This is a genomic window from Pseudomonas sp. R28(2017) (assembly GCF_002112505.1).
Lineage (GTDB): Bacteria > Pseudomonadota > Gammaproteobacteria > Pseudomonadales > Pseudomonadaceae > Aquipseudomonas.
Map to the genome: position 1 here is coordinate 1 of NZ_NEHW01000004.1, position 23,340 is coordinate 23,340.

The window sequence follows — 23,340 nt, forward strand, 5'->3', positions numbered from 1 at the left end:
CGACGTTGATAGGTTGGGTGTGTAAGCGCTGTGAGGCGTTGAGCTAACCAATACTAATTGCCCGTGAGGCTTGACCATATAACACCCAAGCAATTTGCTCATGCAGATTGCGGTGGTGAAGACGAAACGAACCGAAAGTTCGCAACATCACAAATATCGCATATCCGAATTCGCTGGGCTGTCCAACAGGACATTCTGGCAACAGAATTTCTTGACGACCATAGAGCATTGGAACCACCTGATCCCATCCCGAACTCAGTAGTGAAACGATGCATCGCCGATGGTAGTGTGGGGTTTCCCCATGTGAGAGTAGGTCATCGTCAAGATTCATTTCGCAAAACCCCTATCTGCGTATGCAGGTAGGGGTTTTGTCTTTTCTGGCTTTTACCTGGGCCAGGATCGGCAGCCAGCCGTGATATCGTTCCCATTCTCCTCTCAGGGACTTTTCCATGCCCAACACCACCTCATTGCAACCTGGTTTCATGATCGTCCACGGCAACCGTCTGGACGACTTGCGCAGCCTGGTGGTGAGTTGGATGCGCCGCTATCCGCTGGCACCGCTGGAAAACGAAATTGCCCTGGTACAGAGCAATGGCATTGCACAGTGGCTCAAGCTGGCCCTCGCCGAGGATCCACAGGACGATGACATGGGTGGCTGCGGAATTGCCGCCGCCATCGATGTGCAGCTGCCCGGTAGCTTCATGTGGCAGTTGTACCGCCAGGTGCTCGGGCGCGACGAGATCCCTGAAGTGTCTCTGCTCGACAAGGCGCCGCTGACCTGGCGCCTGATGCGGCTGCTGCCTGCACTGATCGAGCGCCCGCATTTCGAGCCGCTGCGTCGCTTCCTTACCGATGACAGTGACCTGCGCAAGCGCTATCAGCTGGCCGAGCGCCTGGCCGACCTGTTCGACCAATACCAGGTCTACCGTGCCGACTGGCTCAAAGACTGGGCAGCCGGCGAGCACATCCTCAATACCGCCCGTGGTGAGCGTAAGCCCCTCGCCCCAGGTAACCGCTGGCAGGCCGAACTTTGGCGAGCGTTGCTCGAGGATGTCGGTGAACAGGGCATGGCGCAGAGCCGGGCAGGGGTGCACCAGCGCTTCATCGAACGCATCAACAGCTTGCAAGAAGCACCTCACGGGTTGCCTTCGCGGGTGATCGTATTCGGTATTTCCTCCCTGCCCGCCCAGGCATTGGAGGCACTGGCCGGGTTGGCCCGTTTCAGCCAGGTGCTGCTGTGCGTTCACAACCCTTGCCGTCACCACTGGGCCGACATCGTTGCCGACAAAGACCTGCTACGCCACCAGTACAAGCGCCAGCAGCGCAAGCACGGCATGCCGTTGCAGCTGGACGACGAGTCGCTGCATCAGCATGCCCACCCACTGCTGGCTGCCTGGGGCAAGCAAGGCCGTGATTACATCAACCTGCTGGACAGCTACGACGACCCCGGCAGTTATCAAGGCGTATTCAGCGACGGGCGTATCGACCTGTTCAGCGAAAGTCAGCCCACCACGCTGCTGAACCAGTTGCAGGACGACATTCTCGAACTGCGCCCACTCGCAGAAACCCGGGAACGCTGGCCTGAGGTCGACCTGAACAAGGACCGTTCAGTGCGCTGCCACGTGGCGCACAGCCCACAGCGCGAAGTGGAAATCCTCCACGATCAGTTGCTGGCCCGCTTCAGCGCCGACCCCACGCTGCGCCCGCGTGACGTTATCGTCATGCTCCCGGCAATCGACACCTACGCCCCGCATATCCGTGCAGTGTTCGGCCAACTGCAGCGCAACGACCCGCGCTACATTCCGTTCACCCTGACCGACCAGGGCCAGCGTGGCCGCGACCCCTTGCTGATTGCCCTGGAACATCTGCTCAAGCTGCCTGACAGCCGCTTCGCCGTCAGCGAAGTACTCGACTTGCTCGACGTCCCTGCAGTGCGCGCGCGTTTCGGCATCCGCGAAAGCGACCTGCCTACCTTGCACCGCTGGATCGAAGGCGCGGGCATTCGCTGGGGTTTGAACGCCGATCAGCGTGCCACCCTCGGGTTGCCTCAGGGCCTGGAGCAGAACAGTTGGCGCTTTGGCCTGCGGCGCATGCTGCTGGGGTACGCCGTGGGCGTGGGAGAGGGCTGCGATGGCATCGAGCCGTACGATGAAATCGGCGGTCTGGACGCCGCGTTGATCGGCCCCCTGGTTGCGCTGCTCGATGCCCTCGATGTGGCCAACCAGGCGTTGTCCCAACCCGCCACCGCCAGCGAGTGGGGGGACCGCCTTAACGCCTTGCTGCAGGTGTTTTTCCTGGCCGAGGAAGAGCACGACGAATTTCTCTTGATGCAGTTGCAGGCGCTTCGCGACAGCTGGCTGGAAGTCTGTGAGACCGTAAACCTGCAAGAGCCGCTGCCACTCACGGTGATCCGGGAGGCCTGGCTCTCGGGCCTCGACGAGGGCAAGTTGTCCCAGCGTTTTCTCGCCGGCTCGGTGAACTTCTGCACCTTGATGCCGATGCGGGCAATTCCGTTTCGCGTGGTGTGCCTGCTGGGCATGAACGACGGCGACTATCCGCGCGCCCAGCCGCCGCTGGACTTCGACCTGATGGCCAGCGATTACCGCCCGGGCGACCGTTCGCGTCGGGAGGACGACCGTTACCTGCTGCTCGAAGCGCTGCTGTCGGCCCGTGACCAGCTCTACATCAGTTGGGTTGGCCGCAGCATCCGTGACAACAGTGAGCGACCGGCCTCGGTGTTGATCGGCCAGTTGCGCGATCACCTGGCTGCCGGTTGGCGCCTCAAGGGTGATGCTGACGGCCAGCAGCTGCTGCACGCCTTGACCCAGGAGCACCCGCTGCAGCCCTTCAGTGCGCGCTACTTCCAGAAGGGCAGCGCGTTGTTCAGCTATGCCCATGAATGGCAATTGCTGCACCAGCAGACTGCTGAGGAGCAGCAGCCTGACCTTGACCTGCCACCGTATGTCAGCGATGAAGCACTGACGCTGACCCAGCTGCAGGATTTCTTGCGTCACCCTGTGAGGCATTTTTTCAGCCAGCGCCTGAAAGTGTTCTTCGAAGCCCTCGAAGCCCCCACACCAGATGAAGAGCCCTTCGTCCTTGACGCCTTGCAGCGCTACAGCGCCAGCGAAAGCCTGCTGGGTGCTGCCCTGAGTGACCCTGACAACGCCGAACGTGCATTACAGGCCCAGGCCCGCCGCCTGCAAGCCTGCGGCATGCTGCCCCTGGCAGGTTTCGGTGAACTGCTGCAAGCCGAACTGATCCAGCCACTGCCCGATCTGCTGCAGCGTCATCACCAACTGCTGCAGCGCTGGCCCACGGTGGTCGACGGAGCGCTGCCGATCCACTTCGAGCACGCCAGCCATCGTCTTGAGGGCTGGCTCGGCCGGGTCTATCAGGCCGACGATCAAAGCCTGTTGAGCATCACCACGGTTCCCAACACCATCAGTGCCGGGCGCAATAACCTCAAGTGGCACCGTCTGATTGGCAGCTGGGTGATGCACCTGGCCGCCTGCGCCGCCGGTTATCCACTGCACAGTGCGCTGCTGGCCAGTGACGTCACCCTGCTGCTCGGACCCTTGCCGCAGGCTCAGGCGGGCGAACAATTGGGCCACCTGTTGGTAGCGCGCCAAGCCGCGATGAATGCACCGCTGCCTGTCGCCGCCAAGACGGCCTTTGCCTGGCTGGCTCAGGAAGATCCGGACAAGGCCCTGGCTGCCGCTACCCGAGCCTACGAGGGGGATGGCCGCACCAGTTTCGGTGAGCGCAGCGAAAGTGTTGCCCTGGCCCGGCAGTTCCGTGACTTTGCCGCGCTCAGCGCCGACGAAACCTTCGAAGGCTGGTGTGAAACCTTGTACCGCCCCCTGTTCAGCGCCGCCTGGCAGGCCCAAGCCAATCCGGAGCGTGAAGCATGACCCAGGCCCGCCCCCTGGCACTGAGTTTTCCCCTGCATGGCAGCCAGCTGATCGAGGCCAGTGCCGGCACGGGCAAGACGTTCACCATTTCCGCGCTGTACCTGCGGCTGATCCTCGGCCATGGCGGTGAGCAAGGCTTCGGCCGCGAACTGCTGCCGCCGCAGATACTCGTGGTGACTTTCACCGATGCCGCCACCAAAGAGCTGCGCGAGCGTATCCGCGCCCGCCTGGCCGAGGCCGCGCGTTTCTTCCGCGGCGAACTGGAAGGCGGCGACCCCCTGCTGCACCAACTGCGCGATGACTATGCCGAAGCAGACTGGCCACGATGCGCCAATCGCCTGGAAGTTGCCGTGCAGTGGATGGACGAAGCGGCGGTGTCGACCATCCATGGTTGGTGCCAGCGCATGCTCCGTGAGCATGCGTTCGACAGTGGCAGCCTGTTTACCCAGAGCCTGGAAACCGACCACAGCGACTTGCTCGGCCAGGTCATGCGCGACTACTGGCGGCGCTTCTGCTATGGCATGCACGGCGAAGCGCTGAACTGGGTGCGCAGCCATTGGGGCAGCCCCGATGCCTTGCTGCCGCGCATCCGCCCGCTGTTCGGCCGGGTACGGGCGCAGCAGGACGAAGCGGAGCCGCAAGCGCTGATCGAGGGTGCGTTGCAACTGCGCGGCGAGCAGTTGAGCCAACTCAAGGCGCCGTGGGCGCAATGGGCGGGCGAGCTGCAGCAAATCTGCCGCGACGCCGTGGCGGCGAAACAGGCCGATGGCCGCAAGTTGCAGGCGCGCTACTTCGAACCCTGGTTCGAAAAACTGCGCACCTGGGCCAGTGATGATCAAGCGGTGGAACTCGACCTGGGCACGGGCTTTACCCGCCTGACCCCAGACGGGATGGCCGAAGCCTGGAAAGTCGGTGATCCACCCGACCACCCGGCCTTCGATGCGATGCAGAACCTGCAGCAACAGTTGCAGGCCCTGGCCAGCCCGGATGCCCGCTTGCTTGAACATGCTGCCGCCTGGGTGGCGGCGCGCTTCGAAGTGGAAAAACGCCGCCGTGCCGAAATGGGCTTCGACGATATGTTGCTGCGTCTGCAGCAGGCGTTGGCCACGGAGTCGGGCGAACGCCTGGCGGCGTTGATCCGCGAGCAGTTCCCGGTGGCGTTGATCGACGAGTTCCAGGACACCGACCCGGTCCAGTACGGCATCTTCGAAAGCATCTACCGCATCAGCGAGAACAACCCGGAAACCGGCCTGTTCATGATCGGCGACCCCAAGCAGGCGATCTACGCCTTCCGCGGTGCCGATATCTACACCTACCTGTCGGCCCGTCGCGCCACCGCCGGGCGCCTGCACAGCCTGGATACCAACTACCGCTCCAGCCAGGCGATGGTCGCGGCGGTCAACCAGGTGTTCCTGCAGGCAGAAGCCCGTGCGCAGGGCAAGGGCGCCTTCCTATTCCGCGAAGCCGACGACAACCCGCTGCCGTTCGTCGAGGTCCGTGCCAAAGGCCGAAGCGAACGCCTACTGATCGACGGCGAGGCCTGTGCGGCCCTGCAATGCTGGCAGCTGGAAAGCGAAGAGCCGGTATCCAGCACGCTCTACCGGCAACAGCTGGCTGCCAGCTGCGCGAGCCATATCGTTGCGGTATTGAATGGTGGCCAGCGTGGGGTCACCGGCTTCAGCGATGACCAGGGCGGGCTGCGCCCGTGCCAGCCGTCGGACATCGCCATTCTGGTGCGTGATGGCCATGAAGCGCAGCTGGTGCGCAACGAGCTGGCCGCTCGCGAAGTACGCAGCGTGTACCTCTCCGACAAGGATTCGGTATTCGCCGCCCAGGAGGCCCATGACTTGCTGGCCTGGCTGAAGGCCTGCGCCGAGCCGGATTCCGAGCGCCTGCTCAAGGCCGCACTGGCCAGCCTGACCCTGGAGCTGTCGCTGGCTGAACTTGATCAGCTGAACCAGGACGAGCGGGTGTGGGAAGGCTGGGTCATGCGTTTTCGCCGCTACCGTGAGATCTGGCAGCGCCAGGGTGTGTTGCCCATGCTGCGGCACCTGCTGCACGACTTCGAGCTGCCGCGCATGCTGATCGGCCGCACGGATGGCGAACGCGTGCTGACCAACCTGCTGCACCTGGCCGAACTGCTGCAGCAGGCGGCCGGCGAGCTGGACGGCGAACAGGCGCTGATCCGTCATCTGGCCGAGCACCTGGCCAACTCCGGCCAGGCGGGCGAAGAGCAGATCCTGCGCCTGGAAAGCGACGAGCAGCTGGTCAAGGTGGTGACGATCCACAAGTCCAAGGGCCTGGAGTACCCCTTGGTCTACCTGCCGTTCATCTGCACCAGCAAGCCGGTGGACGGCAGCCGTCTGCCCCTGGCCTGGCACGACAGCCAGGGCAACGCACAACTGACGCTGACCCCCGACGCCGAGCAGATCGCCCTGGCCGACGAGGAGCGCCTGGCCGAAGACCTGCGCCTGCTCTATGTGGCCCTGACGCGTGCCCAGCACGCCTGCTGGCTGGGTGTCGCCGACCTCAAGCGCGGCAACCAGAAAAGCTCGCAGCTGCACCGCTCGGCGCTGGGTTACCTGCTGGGTGGTGGCCTGGCGCTGCCAGGCTCGGAGCACCTCAAGGTATGGCTGCAGAGCTTGCTGGCAGGCTGCGTGGATATTGCCTGCCCGTCATTGCCGGAGGCCAGCGATGAGCATTACCGTGCGACCCAGGCCGAGCGCGAGCTGGTGCCCGCCCGCAAGCCACGCCGGGCGGCTGCCGAGCATTGGTGGGTCGCCTCCTACAGTGCCTTGCGCGTTGGCGAACAGACCCTCGGCGCCGACAGCTCACAGGCTCAGCAACTGCTGGATGACGAAGTTGCCGACACCCAGCTGATCCGTGAAGTCCCCGCCGACGGCGGCGACATCCATCGCTTCCCCCGCGGCCCCAACCCGGGCACGTTCCTCCATGGGCTGCTGGAGTGGGCCGGCCGCGAAGGCTTTGGCGACGTTGCCGGTAATGCCAAGCTCATCGAGCGCACTGTCGGCCAGCGTTGCAACCGCCGCGACTGGGCCGGCTGGATCCCGACACTCAGCCAGTGGCTGCAGCGCCTGCTCAACGAGCCACTGCCGGCCGGCCCTGCGCAGCTGACGCTCGCGCAACTGCAGCATTACCAGATCGAGATGGAGTTCTGGTTCGCCAGCCACAATGTCGACGCCGTGCAACTCGACCGCCTGGTGGCCCGCCACACCCACCCCGGCAGTGCACGCCCGGCAGCACAACCGACTTTGCTCAACGGCATGTTCAAGGGTTTCATCGACCTGGCCTACGCGCTCGACGGGCGCTATTACGTGGCGGACTACAAGTCCAACTGGCTTGGCCCTGACATTCAGGCATACGACACCCAGGCCATGGAAAAAGCCATCCTCGAGCATCGCTACGACCTGCAGTACGTGCTGTACCTGCTGGCCCTGCACCGCCAGTTGCGCGCCCGGCTGCCTGATTACGACTATGACCGCCATGTCGGCGGTGCCCTGTTCATCTTCCTGCGCGGCGCCAGCAGCAGTGGCCACGGTGTGTACTTCGCCAAACCGCCACGTGAGCTGATCGAGGCCCTCGACGCGTTGTTCCGTGGCGTGCACGCGCCCGAGCAGCAGGACCTGTTTGCCGGAGCCGCGCCATGAGCCGAACCCTCGACGATCTCTTGCCTACGCCACTGCACGCCGAGCATCTGCTGGCCCTGGCCCCTCAGCACAACAGTGCAGACCTGTTGCAGTTGCTCGATCGCTGGGTGGAGCGTGGCTGGCTGCGCGCGCTAGACCGGGCGTTCGTCAGCTTTCTCGAAGAGCGTGCCCCTGGCAGTGACCCGTTGCTCTTGCTGGCGGCCGCCCTGGCCAGCCACCAGCTGGGCCACGGGCATGTCTGCCTCGACCTGCAACAGACCCTCGCCGAGCCGGACTTCGCGCTGTCGCTGCCTCCGGAAGGCGATGCCCTGACCGGGCCGTTGCTGCTGCCCTCGCAACTGCTGGCCAACCTCGGCTTGCCGACCTGGCTGCAACGCATTGCCGCCAGCCCGCTGGTGGCAGCCGGCGATACGCCGGGCCAGCAGTCGCGGCCGCTGGTGCTCAGCGGCCAGCGCCTGTACCTGCGCCGCTACTGGAGCTACGAGCGGCAGATCGACCAGACCCTGCGCCAGCGCCTGAGCCAGGACGAAGCGGCCCCGGCCGACCTGCCAGCACGCCTGGCGCAGCTGTTCGACGAAGGCGCCCAGGCCGGCCAGGTGGACTGGCAGAAACTGGCCTGCGCCCTGGCCACCCGCGCAGGCTTCAGCATCATCACTGGCGGCCCCGGTACCGGCAAGACCACCACCGTGGTGCGCTTGCTGGCGTTGCTGCAGGCACCTGCGGTGGAGCAGGGCAGGCCGCTGCGCATTCGCCTGGCTGCGCCGACTGGCAAGGCCGCTGCACGCCTGACCGAATCCATCGGCCAGCAGGTTGAACGGTTGCAGGTGAGCGCCGACGTGCGCGGGCAGATCCCCACCGACGTCAGCACCGTACACCGCCTGCTCGGCAGTCGCCCGGGCTCGCGGCACTTCCGTCACCACGCCGGCAACCTGCTGCCGCTGGATGTGCTGGTGGTCGACGAAGCGTCGATGATCGACCTGGAGATGATGGCCAACCTGCTTGAGGCGTTGCCGCCCAAGGCACGGCTGATTCTGCTGGGGGACAAGGACCAGCTGGCCTCGGTCGAGGCTGGCGCCGTGCTCGGTGACCTGTGCCGGGATGCCGAAGAGGGCTGCTACTCGCCCGCGACCCAGGCCTGGCTGGAACAGATCGGTGGCCAATCGCTGGCTGCCAGTGGCCTGAAACCTGGCGATGCACAACGCAATCCGCTGGCCCAGCAGGTCGTGATGCTGCGGTTTTCGCGGCGTTTTGGCGAAGGCAGTGGCATCGGCCAGCTGGCGCGCCTGGTCAACCGCCAGGAGGCCCAGGCGGCACGTGACCTGCTGAGCCTTCCGCCAGCGGACGTGTTCGGCCTGGCCTTGCGCGGCGAACAGGATCGGGCCTTCGACCGCCTGATTCTCGATGGCCTCAACCGCGGTAACGAAGGGCCTCAGGGCTATCGCAGCTACCTGCGTGCCATTGGCCGCCATCGCCCGGCGCCGGGTAGCGCATTCGACGATCCGCGCTGGGAACAATGGGCCGCCAAAGTGCTGCACAGTTTTGAAGACTTCCAGCTGCTGTGCGCCGTGCGCAAGGGTGCCTGGGGGGTCGAAGGCCTCAACGAGCGAGTGGCGCGGGTGCTGCACAACGCCGGGCTGATCGACAGCCAGCAGCCCTGGTATGAAGGCCGCCCGGTGCTGGTGACACGCAACGACTACGGCCTTGGCTTGATGAACGGTGACATCGGCATCGCCCTGCGCCTGCCGGATGAGCACGGCGAAGCGCTGCTGCGCGTGGCCTTCCCGCGCAACGATGGCAGTGGCGGGGTGCGTTTCGTTCTGCCCAGCCGCCTCAACGAGGTGGAAACCGTCTACGCCATGACCGTGCACAAATCCCAGGGCTCCGAGTTCAGCCACACCGCGCTGGTGCTGCCGGATGCACTCAACCCGGTGCTGACCAAGGAGCTGGTGTACACCGGCATCACCCGGGCCAAGCATTGCTTCAGCTTGATCGAGCCGCGCCAGGGTATTTTCGAAGAAGCAGTGCTGCGCAAGGTTCGGCGCATATCCGGTCTGATGCTCGAACAAGTCTGACGCGCCTACAGATAGCCAGCGTTGTGCTATCGTTGCGCCGACTTCACACAGGATTTTGAGAGAATTCTCACATGACAGGCGCCAGGGAGCGGTTGACAGGCTGTGCGCTTTCGCTGCTGCTGGTCGCCCTGTCGCTAATGGCCGGCCCTGCCCAGGCGGACGGTTCGGCCACCGCCGCACAGGCCCAGCAGCGTGCCAGGGCGGTGACCCAGGTGGTCCTGGGGATCCTCAGCTATGCGCGCTGGCCTGCCGAGCCAGTGCCCTTGCGCCTGTGCCTGGTCGGCCCCACCGAATACGCCGACGACCTGATCAAAGGCAGCGTGCAGAACTCCGGGCAACCCTTGCAGGTACGGCGCCTGCTGGCCGACGACCGGCAGGTTGCCCAGGCCTGTGACGCCGTGTACATCGGCAAGCTCGACGATGGCCAGCGCGACCGCCTGTTCCAGGCCATCAGTGGCCGCCCGGTACTGAGCATCAGCGAAGCCGACGACCCATGCACGGTCGGTAGCCTGTTTTGCCTGCGCGTCAGCGATCAACAAGTCGCCTTCGAGGTCAACCTCGACTCCGTGGCGCGTTCCGGTGTGCGTATCCACCCCAGTGTGCTGCAGCTGTCACGGCGCCGCGGAGCGCTGCCATGAAGCGTGCAGCCATGAAGGCCGGCAACAAGCAGGGCGTGCGCCCGACCCTGCGCTCGGTGCTCGGCCGTGGCCACCTCAGCGTGGCCCTGCTGGCGGTGGGCCTGGCTGGCATCTCGCTGACCCTGCTCGGCGTGTTGGCCCTGCGTGTGTACGCCAACCACAACCTGCACCTGATTGCCCGCTCGATCAATTACACCGTCGAAGCCGCCGTGGTGTTCGACGACAGCGCCGCGGCCAATGAGGCGCTGGAGCTGATCGCCAAAACCGAAGAAGTGGCCGATGCCAAGGTGTTCAACAACGACGGTGAGCAGCTGGCGCACTGGCAGCGCAGCGATGAGGGCGTGCTCGCGCACCTGGAGGCGCAAGTGGCGACGGCCTTGCTGGATGAGCCGATCAACCTGCCGATCATGCACCAGCAGCAGAAGGTCGGGCATATCGAACTGATCGGCCAGGGCCGCAGCCTGCTGCTGTTCCTGCTCAGCGGCCTGGGCGGCATCCTGTTCTGCACCATCCTCAGTGCCTTCGTCGCCTTGTACCTGTCGCGGCGCCTGCTCGGCGATATCGTCCGGCCCCTGCGCGGCCTGGCCAGCGTCGCCCACGCCGCCCGTCGCGAGCGCAGTTTCGACCGCCGGGTACCGGAAGCGCCCATCGCCGAACTCAACGAGCTGGGCAACGACTTCAACGCGTTGCTCGATGAACTGGAGGTCTGGCACAGCCACCTGCAGAACGAAAACGCCACCCTGGCTCACCAGGCCAGCCACGACAGCCTGACCGGCCTGCCCAACCGCGCATTCTTCGAGGGCCGGCTCAGCCGCAGCCTGCGCAACGCCGCACGCCAGCAGGACCATCTGGCGTTGCTGTTCCTCGACAGTGACCACTTCAAGCAGATCAACGACAGCCTTGGCCATGCCGTGGGTGACGAAGTGCTGATCAACGTTGCCGACCGTGTGCGTGCGCAACTGCGCGAGCACGACCTGGTGGCCCGCCTGGGCGGTGACGAGTTCGCCGTGCTGCTGACCCCGCTGCATTCGCGCGAGGATGCCGAGCGCATCGCCGAGAAGATCATCGCCAGCATGCAACTGCCGATGCTGCTTGATGGCGGCGAAAGCCTCACCACCTCGCTGAGCGTCGGCATCGCGTATTACCCGGATGATGGCAGCGACCCTGCCAGCCTCCTCAATGCCGCAGATGCGGCGATGTACCAGGCCAAGCGCAAGCGCCGTGGCCAGTGGCAAGCGGCGCAGACGGAACGGTCCGCCGCCGATTACAGGAACAGGAGTTGAACCGTGATACAGCGTTTGCGTTTTTCTTTCGTGATGGTGCTGGCCCTGCTGGCGCTGGCTGGGTGCCAGAGCACACCGCCCAAGGGGCTGACCGCAGAGCAGATTGCCGTGCTCAAGCGTGAAGGCTTTGCCCCCACCGATGAGGGCTGGGCGTTCGACCTGTCGGGCAAGGTGCTGTTCGGCAGTGATCTGGACAACCTCAACGGCACGAGCCAGGCAATCGTCGAGCGGATTGGCAAGGCGTTGCTGGGCGTGGGCATTCAGCGCGTGCGCGTCGACGGCCATGCCGATGCCTCGGGCAAGGCGGCGTACAACCAGCAGTTGTCCGAACGGCGCGCGCAGAGTGTGGCCAAGGCACTGGCCGGCGTGGGAATGCCAGCGCAGAACATTCTTACCCGGGGGCTGGGCAGCACGCAGCCGGTGGCAGACAACCGCACCAGCGCAGGGCGAACCGAGAACCGGCGGGTGTCGATTGTGGTGGCGTCTTATTGAAATAGCTGTAAAGAATACAGCGCGGTGTAGCTGACAGGTGCCTGCCTTGAGGATTTCGGCGCTTATGAGATCGAGCGCCGCCCGCGCGGCGCATCGCGAGCTGCGCTCGCTCCTACGTTTGTTTCGGGCCAGTTACGCCTGGGACAGGCGCGCGCGACCGCCTTGTGGGTACGACGCGATATCGCGCCATGAGTCAAGGCGTACGCGCGCAAATCCCACAGGAAATATTGGCCCGAAACAAACGTAGGAGCGAGCGCAGCTCGCGATGCGCCGCGCGGGCGGCGCTCGTTCTCATAGGCGCTGGAAATGCTGTGGCGAACACCTAAAGACCTCCATCAACCCTGAGCAAAGCGCATCTCGCGCGTCTCACCCATCAGCAGCGGCGCATTCGCCTCGGTCACCCCACGAATGTAATCCCACAGCAGGGTAATCCGCTTCAGCTTGCGCAAATCCTCCCGGCAATACATCCAGAACGACAAAGAGGGAAAGGGTTAACCCAATGATTACAGGGGCTTAACCGTCATGAACACCCACCCACAGGGACATCCTGTCACAAGTGTTGTCACAAACCGCACGTTTCCATTGAGGCCAACGTGCCGGCTGGCGAGTCCGTACCACTACCGACGACACGGTATCTACTACCTACGCCTTCGTGTGACTGGCAGCGTGAATAGAACGGTGTCTGTCTCCCTCAAGACCACTGATCGCAGAAGTGCAATGCAGGCGTCTGAACATCTCACGTCATCGCTACGGGGATTCCACTTGGATCGTCCTGATGCCTCGTGGAATGACCTACGAGAGCAACTGCTCACGCTGGTGAGAAGTACGCTTATGTCTGCTGATGACGGCCACCCACTACGGCATTGGGGGGACTTGTACCGGAACGTTGCTGTTAGCCCCTCGTCGGTGTTCGCTCCGAATGGTGAGGTGATGAGTACGGCAACAGAGCCATCGGCAACCCCTATGACCTTCGATGTGCTGTCGCAGCTTTACATGGCTGATCGTGGAGGGGACCAGCAGCCCACGACCTTGAAGGAGACGACCCTGTGCCACAAGGTGATTTCTGAGAATCTGGAAGGTTTGGATTTGAGGACACATTCCAGAGCAGACCTTGTGCAGTTCCGAGAGCGTCTGTCAGAAGGTCGGATGCCATCGACCGTGAATAAGCTGATCGTGAAGCTTTCGGCAGTCTTTACCTGGGCCGTCGAGAACGGCCATCTGTGTAAGACCTACGACAAGAAACTGAAGCTTACAAAGGGGGTTGAATCGACCCGTAAGGCTTTCACTCAGCACCAGGTGAGCAAGCTGATGGACTATGCAAACGGCCTCCCAGAGACTTCGTGGAAGCGATGGCTGCTCAGCCTGGGAATCATCACTGGCGGGCGACTGAAGGAGATATGCCAGTTAACGGTCGGGGACGTTGTGACCACAGAGTCTGGCCTTGTTGCAATTCACATCAACGAGGCAGGTGAGGGAAAGTCAATCAAGAACAAGCAGAGTGAGCGACTAGTGCCACTTACTGATGGCGCGTACGGTTTCGACCTAGCAGCATTTCTAAGGTACGTCGATGCAATGCACAGCAGTGGGAGCGAAGCGCTAGCCCAGTTTGGTTACAGGCCATCGGGTGAGTGGGTCAATCAGCAAGCTATCCCTACTACTTTAGGGGATGCCTATGAACGCGGATTGGTCTTCCACTCATTGCGGCATTCACTAGCGTCGTTGATGCAAGCCAAAGGGGTACCGATCACCCATGCTCAGGCGGTCATGGGTCATGCCTCCGGCACGATCACGTTTGATACCTATGGGGCAGGAGTACCAGTCGAGACCATAGCACAGCTACTCAGAGAGTTATTCAAAGATCTCCGCATCTGATTTGTGCGAGATCTAAAGCGGATAAAAGCAGGTGAGCGAGGATAGAACGTTGATACTGGTGGTGCCTGTTGGGGTTGCCTCCATTACGCAATTTCTTGATTTCTCAAGGATTTCTCTCTCAAAAATCTCGAAGTGTGACAGCGTTTGGGTACACCTAAGTGGTGCACTGTGCTGGCGATTCTAGCTTCGATATTTCTCCTCCCCATTGCCCTTGTCTGGTTACACCAATTTTGGCGCTGCCCTGTCATCTGGTCGCATCGCTTTTTACCCTTCCATTATCGATGATTTGCAATTGCCAGTACGGTAGCTCTGCTACTAGGATGTGGCATCTGAGCGAGGAGCGAGAGATGGAATTCGTAGAGCGACTGAACGCGTTATCAGCCAAAATCCGCCAGCAGGGGCCTGCAATCCAAACGGAAGAGGCGACAAAAATTGCCTTCGTCATGCCCTTCATCAACTCTGTCCTGGGTTACGATGTCTTCGACCCATCTGAGGTAACGCCCGAATACGTCTGCGACGTTGGGACGAAGAAGGGAGAGAAGATCGACTATGCCATCATGAAGAATGGCGAAATCCAGATTCTAATCGAATGTAAGAAAATTGGTGAGCCGCTGCACATCAACCATGCAAGCCAGCTCTTCCGATATTTCCATGTCACCACTGCCCGTATCTCCATCCTGACAAATGGGCAGGTCTACCGGTTCTTCACTGATCTTGATGCCCCTAACAAGATGGACGAGAAGCCGTTCTTGGAGCTGGACCTTCTTGATATAGACGAGCACGCCCTACCTGAACTGCAGAAGCTGACCAAGTCTGCATTCGATGTGGATTCGATCATCAGTGCTGCCGGTGAGTTGAAGTATGTGGGACAGATCAAGAAGGAGATGGCCTCACAGTTCAGTCAGCCAAGTGACGACTTCGTTAAGTTTTTCGCTACGCGGGTCTACGATGGAATCATCACCCAGAAGGTTAGGGAGCAATTCACAACCTTGACCCGTAAAGCTGCAATTCAGTTTTTGGGGGATCAGATCAATGACCGTCTGAAGTCAGCTATGAGCGGTGCAGTTGAGCCGTCATATGCGATGGAGGCTATCGAAAGTACCCCGGTTTCGGAGCCTGCCGAAGATAGTGCTGAAGACCAGATCCAGACGACGCTTGAAGAATTGGAAGGATTTCATATTGTTAAGGCAATCGTTAGGGCGGTTGTTGATGCAAAACGAATCGTTCATCGAGATACGAAGAGCTACTTTGGTGTATTGCTTGATGACAATAATCGTAAGCCTATCTGTCGCCTGCACTTCAATCGCAGTCAGAAATATATTGGACTTTTCGACGCAGATAAAAATGAGACAAGGCACCCTATTTCTTCACTTGATGAGATTTACAATTTCGCGGAGCAGCTGAAAAGCTCTATTTCTCTATACGAGTAAATGAGTCACTGGCTTTTAATATTGAATTCTCAGCTGTAACCTAAGGATTGTTATGGACAAAATTACAAGCTCATTACTTTCGACCTTTGTGAATCAGAATGAGTTGACGAAGCGAGATGTTTCTGAGCAGTTTGAGCACTTTGTAAATTACGCTATAACGTCAAAGATATTTAGGGGCAGCTTTGAGCTGGATGACATCCATGTTGGCTCCGGTGGGGACTGTGCTATAGATGGCATGTGTATTGTGGTCAATGGTCGTCTGATCACTGATGAGGATATGCTGCAGGATGTTGTTGCTAATTCTGGGTACTTGGATGCTGATATTGCCTTTGTGCAAGCGAAAACAAGTTCAAATTTCGATGGCTCTGCTATTGGCTCATTTATACACGGCGTGAAGGACTTTCTCGCTGATACGCCTCAGTTGGTTCAAAACTCTGCAATTAAGAAAATGAAGGGTATCTGGGAGCTGCTTATCCAGATGTCCGATAATATGGTGAACCGTCGTCCGAACTGTAAGCTTTTTTATGTATGTACTGGTAAGTGGGTGGATGATGATAATTTGGTTGCGGTCATTTCAAGTGGGAAGAAAGAGTTAGAGCTGCTGAATTTGTTTGAAGGCGCGTCTATTGATGCGTTTGGCGCGTCGGAGTTGCAAAAGCTCTATCAGGAAACGAAGAATCGTTTGTCGGTTACGGTTAACTTTCAGAACAGAATTACACTGCCAGATATTGAGGGTGTTACTGAGGCGTATCTCGGTGTCATACCATTCGATGAGTATGTAAAACTAATCCAAGATGAAAGTGGCACGATTTATAGTATTTTTGATGACAACGTTCGGGATTTTCAAGGCGGGAATGCTGTCAATGCTAAAATCAAAGGGACTCTTGATCAGGGTAAGTTTGATCTATTCTGTGTTCTAAATAATGGTGTCACAGTAGTGGCTTCATCGCTTACGCCTGCGGGAAATAGATTCACTATAAGAGATTATCAAGTTGTAAATGGTTGTCAGACTAGCCATGTTTTGCACGAGTCTAGAAACATTGCTGGAATAGATAAGGTTTTCGTGCCAATGAAGATAATTGTCACGGATAATGAAGATATTAAAACAAGCATTACCTTGGCTACCAATAGTCAGACGGAAGTTAAAACTGAGCAGTTGGAAGCGTTAAGCTCGTTCCAGAAAAAGCTGGAATTGTATTATGCTGCTGAAAAGGGCGGTGTTCAGCTTTATTATGAGCGACGCTCGCAGCAGTATAACTCTTATGGTGGTGATGTTAAGCGAACACAGATAATATCTATTCCTACACAAATTAAGTCTTTTGCATCAATGTTTTTAGACTCTCCACATCTGGTGTCGGGTTACTATGGTACTATTGTTAAAAGATTTTCTGGGAAAATCTTTAATGAGGATCATAAGTATTCGGCATATTATGTAAGTGGTCTTGCTTACTACCGTATTGAACAGATGTTTAGGAGCGGCGAGCTCGATACGAATTATAAAAAATTCAGGTTTCAGTTGATGTTGATTGTTAGAATGCTGGTGATTGGTGAGAAGTTGGATTTCTTCAATTCTAATGCGTTTGACAAGGCTTGTGAGCGACTCAAGGTGGTTTTGGCTAATGACGCGAAGTCTAGTGAGATTTTTAGTAAGGCGCGGGAAGTGTTCGAACTTTCTGAGCTGGATAAGACTAAGCGTCAATACAAGTCGGAAACTGATACTGAATTGGTGATTGAAGCATTTAGAAAGTTTAAGGCTAATTCCCAGGTGGAAGTGGTTTGAATTCTAAGCAGCGGTTCAGGGGTTGTCGTTCCAGTCTACTGTAAACGAAGATCAGTTGGGTCTAAGGGCGCCGACCATAGGGTTCGGTGCCCAGTTCCCGACTGAGATGCAATTGCTCGCCTGGTGCGAAGTTCACAATCCAAGTGTGATAGATCGTCACGGAGGCAGCTATGAACGCGGCACCTTGCCCTGTTCGGAAAACGACTTGCGATTCCTGGGCAAACTATCAGAGAAGGGAACTCAACCTCCACCAACGGTGGAGCTTGGAATTGGCTGATCGGCTGAAATCCTGGCGGCTGTCGCGCTTACCTTAATGGCCTACGCCAGCCCCATACAGCTTCGTAAAGACGATTCTCGAATATCCCCTGGGTGACGAGCCATTCAGGAACGTTGCTGTAATCGCTTGCTATGAGGCTACAGAGGCTTTCATTGCACGTTGTACAGTACTCAGGCTAACGCCAAGGTGCTCAGCAGCCCCACGGAACGACAAGCCTTTAGTTATTCCATCACCAGCAATAGCAGCACGAATAGCAGCATCATCGACGGTCTTAGTGCGGCCCTTGTAGACGCCTTTCTCCTTAGCCTTGGCAATGCCTTCCTTTTGGCGTTCCCTGATCATTGACCGCTCAAACTCAGCAAAGCTGCCCATCATTGAGAGCATCAGCTTCTGCATCGGGTTGTCTTCACCAGTGAACTCAAGCTGTTCCTTGTTAAAGCGGATGTGGATACCACGCTTGTTCAGGTCCTCCACCAGCTTCAGCAGGTCAGCCAGGGAGCGGGCAAGGCGGTCAATGCTGTGAACAACGATGGTATCCCCCTCTCGCACGTACTCCAGCATTGCCTGGAGCTGGGGACGGTCTGTAGTTGCCCCGCTTACCTTCTCAGTGAAAACCTTGTCCAAAGTGATGCCGTCAAGCTGGCGGTCTGTGTTTTGATCAACCGAGCTAACGCGAATGTATCCGACCTGTGCCATATCCTCGCCTGTGTATTCATTTGTCTCTAGATGCAAGGAGTATGGGTGTATTCAAAACTAAAAGCAAGGCTAATGAATACGGTTTTGAGGTGGTTTCTGTATTCATCAAGTCGTGACCGCTAGCGTACAGGCCAATGAATACACGTCGCGGGTTGAGTACCCTCTGCACTGCCATGTTGAGTTAGTGGTGTTGGACCGCTGGATAACAGCCCACCTCGGACGTAGTATCTGACCCGCCAACACTAAGCACTGAGCTAAGCACAAAGGACTGATGATGAGCGACTGGGAAGACCTCTGCGAAACCTTGAACATTGATCCGCAGGATCCTGACGGACTTGAAGAACTGCTGGACCGTGAGTCGAGAGAAGAAAGATCAACGCCAGCACCTACTAGCTGGTACGCCTGGAAAGCCTATCTGAAAGCCCACGCAGATCCGGATTGTGCACGTTGCCAAGGAACCGGGTATGTCGGCAGATACAGAGAGATAGCGAATGGTCGGTGCTTCCTATGCTTCCCCGACAGCACTTGGGAAAAGCGGCAAAGGTAGGAATCCTACCATTACCGACAGTGGCTGCCGCCATTCCCGCACAGAGTCTGTGGAATACGCGGGAAAGGGGCGATCTGCTTAACACCCTGTAGTGCAGGTGCCTGGAATTACTGGGCTGTAACCGTGTAGCGGCATTTAGACGGTTCGGAAGCGTGGTCGACTGGATTAGATATGGTGATAGCTTTCCGTTAGTACTTCAGCGGCTGCTGTCAACGCCGGAATTCCTGTTACTAGCTCAGACAGCAGTCTACGTTGAACACAGTGCACTGTGTTCAGCTCTTCTGAAATGGCATGTTCTAATTAGCCGGCCGAGTTAGCCACCGCAGCAAATGCCGTGCGGTCGCCAGACAAGTTTGAACTTGGTTTTAACGAAGGGCTTGCTGAATGTTATCGATAGAGCCAAGCCAGCCGCTCTTGCCTTTGTAAAGTTCAAGCCCAAAGCGTTCACCGAAAGCGCTTGAGTTTTCGTTTGCAGCCTCTATAGCAATGTACTTGTAACCAATTTCTGGTGCAAGTTTTACGAGCCAACTTAACAAGCTTCGACCATGCCCCTTGCGTTGCTCTACAAAATAGAGCCGTGCGATGACCAGTGTCTCACGGGGCCAGCCAACTTCCAGGTCAGGGAAGAGTCGGAAGTAAAGGTCATAGTCGTACTGGGCGTTATCGGCTTTCACGGTTGAGCCTAAGCCGACATGCAAATAGCGGTTCACCTTAGACTTTGTGAAGCCGAATTGTTCCTGAAGGAATTCGGAAAGCTTCTGCTTCAGGTGCAAGCACCCTGCATCTGCATATTCTTGCCATTGGTCGTTGTTGGCACTTAGGTCGGGCTTTGTAATGTTCACTGACATGCTCCGTTGGTCGGGTTCTTATTCCACGCTAGCGGTGTGCCTGAGAGCTTGTCAAGCGGTTCGGTAGAATTTTTTTTGATCGGGTGCTGGCACTTTGGTTGGGTTTTCCAGGAAACTCGAACACTAACTAAAATTTTCTCTTGCACTAAATCGATACTTGCTTTTAGTAGTGTGTGTCTAGTGTTTCTATGTTTTCCAAAAAGTCGAAAACTAGTGCGTTCGGCTATTTCCAAAAACTCAACAACTTTCAAGTAGTGTTCAGATTGAAATCTATTACACTTACTCGATTCTATGAGCTGTTTAATTCTTGTGGGTACTGATCAATCAAAGCCCCGTAACATCAACCGTCATAGCTGTTGGTGGTGATCCAGGCGGGGTTGTGCCTGGTGGTGGGCTACCAGCACTGCCCCACGATCGGCTAGCGATAGCAGTCAAACCACCACCACTAGCGTTAGGGACAACGCAAACACGGTACGACATCAAGATGCCCCACGGGACGCCAGCATGCGAAGCTTCAAGCCATTGCTTCGGGCACCCAAGCCCACAGCGTACTGCGATAGAGCAGGGCATATACATTGAATGGTTGGATCTGTAACTGCTGTGACCAGCATCTCAGACTTGTCCGACAGTGCTTCTACAAGCCCTGATACACGGGGCTTCCATGGGGCTACCACCCCCTAGCCCTGTAGGGTAGTCAAGGGTAGGGGGTGGTAAGCTTGGACAAGATGTCTCTGATGGTCCGCTCCGAGACCCGCCATGCTGATGCCATTGCTTCGGTTGTCTCATGCTGGCGATGCTTCAGTACATAGTGTCTAAGTGCGATCTTGCCTTCTGGTGTCAAGGGCAGGATCTCTGGAGGATTAGGTTTGGCGATGATTGAGTATATGTCGATAGGGGTGTCATATTTCAATCTCGCGTAATACTGACTCAATCGGCCATCGGTTGCTGGATAGAAGGTTGTTTCCTCGGTGTTGGTAGGTGTGAAGCTAGAAGAGACAACACGTTGAATTGTGTTCGACTGCTTGTGTACTGCGAAAAAGTTCAAGGGTGTTTCCAGGTGAGTAGGGCGATTAGCTCGCCCCTTGTGATTTTGAGTAGGCGCGTACTAGGTCAGCCAAAGCTGCTTCTTCATCTAGTAAGTCTTGTTGGATCTTTGCCAGTGCCATCGCCTCGGCTGCTAAGGCTTCAGCTTCTGCTGTGGCTACTTTGGTTGCAGCTAGGGCTTTCTCTTCACGGCGACGATTAATAGACAGTGTGATGTCTACTTGGCGAGCCGTTTCCGCTGCATTCCGTTCATATCGAAGTTTGTTGTAGTCGGCTCGTGCTTTGTCAGTTAGCGTACGAAGCTCAGACTTAATTAGCTTATCTGGCTTTCGCAGCTGGGCTTTGAAGTCGAGGGTGTCGTATCGGGCATTGACGAGGGTGTAGCCCTTTCGCCATTCTTCCTGTAAGTCGAGCAGGGCGAGATGAAGAGGTTTCTTACACACCCACTCTAGATTGGCAGCAGGGTCTTTGAAGAACAGCCCTTGTGCGTTGGCGTTGTAGCGAGCAACCTTCTGCTCTATTAGCTGACTTAGCTCTGCTTCATCGTGCTTGAAGAATTCGATGACTTTCTCACCGTATGAGTATTCTGTATCAATCATTGTTGAGATGTTTCCTGTGTTTGTGCTTCTTCGTGAGCAAAATACTGTTGTTCTAGCTGGTCTTGGCTGATTGCATTATTCGCTCTGTGGTTTCTCGTCTGACATACTGAACTGCACCAGCGGGAGCGGTGCGACCGACTGTAGTAGGTCTTGTTGCAGTGGTCGCAGGACTTTCGCTGCAATGGGTAACACTTTTGCATGTATGTTCTCTTGTTTGTGTAGGTGTTTCTTTGATGCAATAGAAAACCCGTCACTCTTGCGAGCTTCGGGTTCGGCTTCTATTAAGTTGTCTTGCTGAGTTCTATTGGTCTGTGCGCTATTGCCCGTTGCAGGCAATGATGAGAGCTGGTGGCCAGTCTCACTCAACTAATACCTAGTTTAACATGTCGGTGCAGGTGTCAAGTGTTTTTGGCCCTATTTTGAAAATTTATTTCCAGCGTGCTCTTGTGGTGTGTCTCGCATGTTGCTGTCTGGAATTATGGTTATGGTCATATGCCTGGCAGCGCGTGCAGTAGTGGTGTCTTGTCCATAGTGCCAGACTGTGTGGTAGGGCAGTGGCCGGCTCTACGGTGTTATCAGCCTGCACAATGCGTGTTAATGGTGTGACGGCTCGTCACGATGCTCTGATCTGAAGTTTTAAGCACTGGTGATTAGTGGGTGCTGGTGCACCACTCTGCTCAAAACTTATAGAGTTATAATTTCTTTAAAGTATAGTCATAGATATAGTGGGGGCAGAGGCGAAAGCCCCCGATCCGCTGAGGCTTAACTGCAGTTTGGATGTAACGTACCGTTACTAGCTTATGCTGCACATGATGCCTATAGAGTTAGAAGCAAGAGTGGGGAAGGGGTGTCGCCCCTTTCTTCCCCTGCTTAATAGAGTTGTTATCCGTGCTTCAGGCACAGAGTGTCTTGCGGTGGCGAGTACGCCACGACTTACACTTTTGATGGTGTTGTCCTGTGCAGTAGCGTGTCCGATGTTTACCGTACACTTAGTATGGTACGCGCGATTTGAAGTTTCGGGCAAACGCGAAGGATTCGCAATTGCCACCCTTCTTCTAGATGATCCAGCCTTGTTGCACTGCGTAATCAAGAAAGTGACCTATCCCATAGGGCTCTGGAATGTACTCGGGCTTATTGACCTTCTCTTGATCAGAACCTGAGCACTCCGCCGGGCATAAATCAGGGTTCCCTTCGAGCATACCGATGAGGTCAGCGGTCCTGTTGAGAAGCTTTTCAACTGGTTCTTTGCCGTAGCCTGTGATCGCGAGCTTGAGTAAATGCTGTTGCACCGCATAATGTTGCTTCTTGCGGGCTAGCTCAGAAGCTTCGCTCTTATCAGTCTGCCTGGTCCCGTGGCTCGCCATGTACTCGTGAACGTATTCGTCAATCCTGCTGAGGAGGTCTGTGGCTGCGTTTACCAAGAACTCACTACTTGAGCGGGGATTGTTTTCATCAATCCAGTCCATCGCGAAGATCACATTGCAATCTTCATCCAATGCCCGCTTTCGGACTTTCGCCTTGACGCGTGCGATGGTGTCACTGTCGAATTTGCTTCGGTAGCAACCAGTAGATGTGTCCCAAGTCGTACCGTATTCTTCGTGCAAAATGATTTTGAGTTCATAATCTCGGATGCCTTGGGGGCGGATCGCTAGTGGGAACACTCGTTCGAAAGACTTGGCGAACGGTAGATCAACTCTCGAATTAACGCTTCGTGATCGTTTTGGTTTTGGTGTGCCTCTTACTATATCTTTAACTTGCCGCTCAGTTAGTCCGGTGGCCTCTCTGATCTCGATGTAGGTTGCACCTGACATGCGAAGTTGGATGGCGGTCTCTTTGATAGTGTTTGTTTCGTTTTCTTTGGGAGTGGTGCTAGCTGTCATAGTTGTCTTCGGTAAACTATTTTTATCTCATGTGCAAACGCTCGATGTGTTCCGGGATATAGTTTATGGGAACCATTGGTCCTTATTCCAGGCAGCACGAAACCCGCTCTGCTCAGTGGCCTTTAGGCTTGAACAAGCGAGGTGTGGTGGTCTGGTAAGGTGAGGTATTGCTGGTTTCTGCGTAGGCAGGTGTGAAAATAGTACAGGCTATTTCAGTCGCGTCAATAGGTCTGTTTTATATACATGTCAATTGCATAAAATAAAGTTTACTTGTATGTGTATATTGTTCCATTTCACTGG

General features: G+C 57.3%; 14 protein-coding genes, 2 rRNA genes and 1 pseudogene. 11 read left to right on the plus strand and 6 right to left on the minus strand.

Translation table 11 applies throughout. The features are described from left to right. From CAF78_RS08025 to CAF78_RS08060, 8 genes are all read left to right on the plus strand, one after another. Positions 1-78, plus strand: a 23S ribosomal RNA gene (locus CAF78_RS08025); the annotation flags it as partial. A 132-nt stretch (positions 79-210) separates the two neighbouring features. Continuing rightward, positions 211-326: ribosomal RNA gene (rrf, locus tag CAF78_RS08030) — 5S ribosomal RNA — on the plus strand. A gap of 123 nt (positions 327-449) precedes the next feature. Next, positions 450-3,914 carry an exodeoxyribonuclease V subunit gamma gene (gene recC, locus CAF78_RS08035; protein ID WP_085674935.1) on the plus strand — a complete coding sequence of 1,155 codons (3,465 nt, stop codon included), beginning with the start codon at positions 450-452 and terminating at the stop codon, positions 3,912-3,914. Next, on the plus strand, positions 3,911-7,582 hold the full coding sequence (recB, locus tag CAF78_RS08040; protein ID WP_085674936.1) for an exodeoxyribonuclease V subunit beta: 3,672 nt from the start codon (positions 3,911-3,913) through the stop codon (positions 7,580-7,582). Before recC ends, recB begins: the two co-directional genes overlap by 4 nt. Beyond that, complete coding sequence (gene recD / locus CAF78_RS08045) at positions 7,579-9,654, plus strand: exodeoxyribonuclease V subunit alpha (protein ID WP_085674937.1); 2,076 nt, start codon at positions 7,579-7,581, stop codon at positions 9,652-9,654. The genes recB and recD overlap by 4 nt, the downstream gene beginning before the upstream one ends. 71 nt (positions 9,655-9,725) lie before the next feature. After that, positions 9,726-10,292, plus strand: coding sequence for a YfiR family protein (locus CAF78_RS08050; RefSeq protein ID WP_085674938.1), 567 nt, complete (start codon positions 9,726-9,728; stop codon positions 10,290-10,292). Positions 10,293-10,303: 11 nt separating this feature from the next. Next, a complete protein-coding gene (locus CAF78_RS08055) occupies positions 10,304-11,575 on the plus strand; it encodes a diguanylate cyclase domain-containing protein (RefSeq protein ID WP_085675283.1) in 1,272 nt (423 codons plus the stop codon). 3 nt (positions 11,576-11,578) lie between these two features. Next, positions 11,579-12,067: an OmpA family protein gene (locus CAF78_RS08060; RefSeq protein ID WP_085674939.1), complete on the plus strand. Its 489-nt coding sequence runs from the start codon at positions 11,579-11,581 to the stop codon at positions 12,065-12,067. 335 nt (positions 12,068-12,402) lie between these two features. Here CAF78_RS08060 and CAF78_RS27795 read toward each other — a convergent pair. Next, positions 12,403-12,540 (minus strand): annotated as a pseudogene (locus tag CAF78_RS27795) (LysR family transcriptional regulator); the annotation flags it as partial. Between the two features lie 490 nt (positions 12,541-13,030). Here CAF78_RS27795 and CAF78_RS08065 point away from each other — a divergent pair. The 3 genes from CAF78_RS08065 to CAF78_RS08075 all read left to right on the plus strand — a co-directional run bounded on the left by CAF78_RS08065 (position 13,031) and on the right by CAF78_RS08075 (position 17,149). Then, positions 13,031-13,939, plus strand: a complete 909-nt coding sequence (locus tag CAF78_RS08065) for a tyrosine-type recombinase/integrase (protein ID WP_256573855.1) — start codon at positions 13,031-13,033, stop codon at positions 13,937-13,939. Between the two features lie 347 nt (positions 13,940-14,286). Then, positions 14,287-15,369: a type I restriction endonuclease gene (locus tag CAF78_RS08070; RefSeq protein ID WP_085674941.1), complete on the plus strand. Its 1,083-nt coding sequence runs from the start codon at positions 14,287-14,289 to the stop codon at positions 15,367-15,369. A 52-nt stretch (positions 15,370-15,421) separates the two neighbouring features. Further along, entirely contained in the window at positions 15,422-17,149 is a 1,728-nt protein-coding gene (locus CAF78_RS08075; RefSeq protein WP_085674942.1) for an AIPR family protein, read from the plus strand. 406 nt (positions 17,150-17,555) lie between these two features. Here CAF78_RS08075 and CAF78_RS08080 read toward each other — a convergent pair whose 3' ends face one another. From CAF78_RS08080 to CAF78_RS27805, 5 genes are all read right to left on the minus strand, one after another. Then, positions 17,556-18,122: a recombinase family protein gene (locus CAF78_RS08080; protein ID WP_085674943.1), complete on the minus strand. Its 567-nt coding sequence runs from the start codon at positions 18,120-18,122 to the stop codon at positions 17,556-17,558. Positions 18,123-19,034: 912 nt separating this feature from the next. After that, positions 19,035-19,511, minus strand: coding sequence for a hypothetical protein (locus CAF78_RS08085; RefSeq protein WP_085674944.1), 477 nt, complete (start codon positions 19,509-19,511; stop codon positions 19,035-19,037). Between the two features lie 700 nt (positions 19,512-20,211). Further along, positions 20,212-20,562: a hypothetical protein gene (locus CAF78_RS27800; RefSeq protein ID WP_143515028.1), complete on the minus strand. Its 351-nt coding sequence runs from the start codon at positions 20,560-20,562 to the stop codon at positions 20,212-20,214. Positions 20,563-20,587: 25 nt separating this feature from the next. After that, positions 20,588-21,160 (minus strand): hypothetical protein, encoded by a 573-nt coding sequence (locus CAF78_RS08090; protein ID WP_085674945.1) that lies wholly within the window; start codon positions 21,158-21,160, stop codon positions 20,588-20,590. 1,055 nt (positions 21,161-22,215) lie between these two features. Continuing rightward, positions 22,216-23,040: a hypothetical protein gene (locus tag CAF78_RS27805; protein ID WP_143515029.1), complete on the minus strand. Its 825-nt coding sequence runs from the start codon at positions 23,038-23,040 to the stop codon at positions 22,216-22,218. Between the last annotated feature and the right edge of the window lie 300 nt (positions 23,041-23,340).

Excerpts from the sequence above, each read along its gene's own strand:
- recC (WP_085674935.1), top strand. The coding sequence starts at position 450 with ATGCCCAACACCACCTCATTGCAACCTGGTTTCATGATCGTCCACGGC.
- recB (WP_085674936.1), top strand. The coding sequence starts at position 3,911 with ATGACCCAGGCCCGCCCCCTGGCACTGAGTTTTCCCCTGCATGGCAGC.
- recD (WP_085674937.1), top strand. The coding sequence starts at position 7,579 with ATGAGCCGAACCCTCGACGATCTCTTGCCTACGCCACTGCACGCCGAG.
- CAF78_RS08050 (WP_085674938.1), top strand. The coding sequence starts at position 9,726 with ATGACAGGCGCCAGGGAGCGGTTGACAGGCTGTGCGCTTTCGCTGCTG.
- CAF78_RS08055 (WP_085675283.1), top strand. The coding sequence starts at position 10,304 with ATGAAGGCCGGCAACAAGCAGGGCGTGCGCCCGACCCTGCGCTCGGTG.
- CAF78_RS08065 (WP_256573855.1), top strand. The coding sequence starts at position 13,031 with ATGACCTTCGATGTGCTGTCGCAGCTTTACATGGCTGATCGTGGAGGG.
- CAF78_RS08070 (WP_085674941.1), top strand. The coding sequence starts at position 14,287 with ATGGAATTCGTAGAGCGACTGAACGCGTTATCAGCCAAAATCCGCCAG.
- CAF78_RS08075 (WP_085674942.1), top strand. The coding sequence starts at position 15,422 with ATGGACAAAATTACAAGCTCATTACTTTCGACCTTTGTGAATCAGAAT.
- CAF78_RS08080 (WP_085674943.1), bottom strand. The coding sequence starts at position 18,122 with ATGGCACAGGTCGGATACATTCGCGTTAGCTCGGTTGATCAAAACACA.
- CAF78_RS08090 (WP_085674945.1), bottom strand. The coding sequence starts at position 21,160 with ATGATTGATACAGAATACTCATACGGTGAGAAAGTCATCGAATTCTTC.
- CAF78_RS27805 (WP_143515029.1), bottom strand. The coding sequence starts at position 23,040 with ATGACAGCTAGCACCACTCCCAAAGAAAACGAAACAAACACTATCAAA.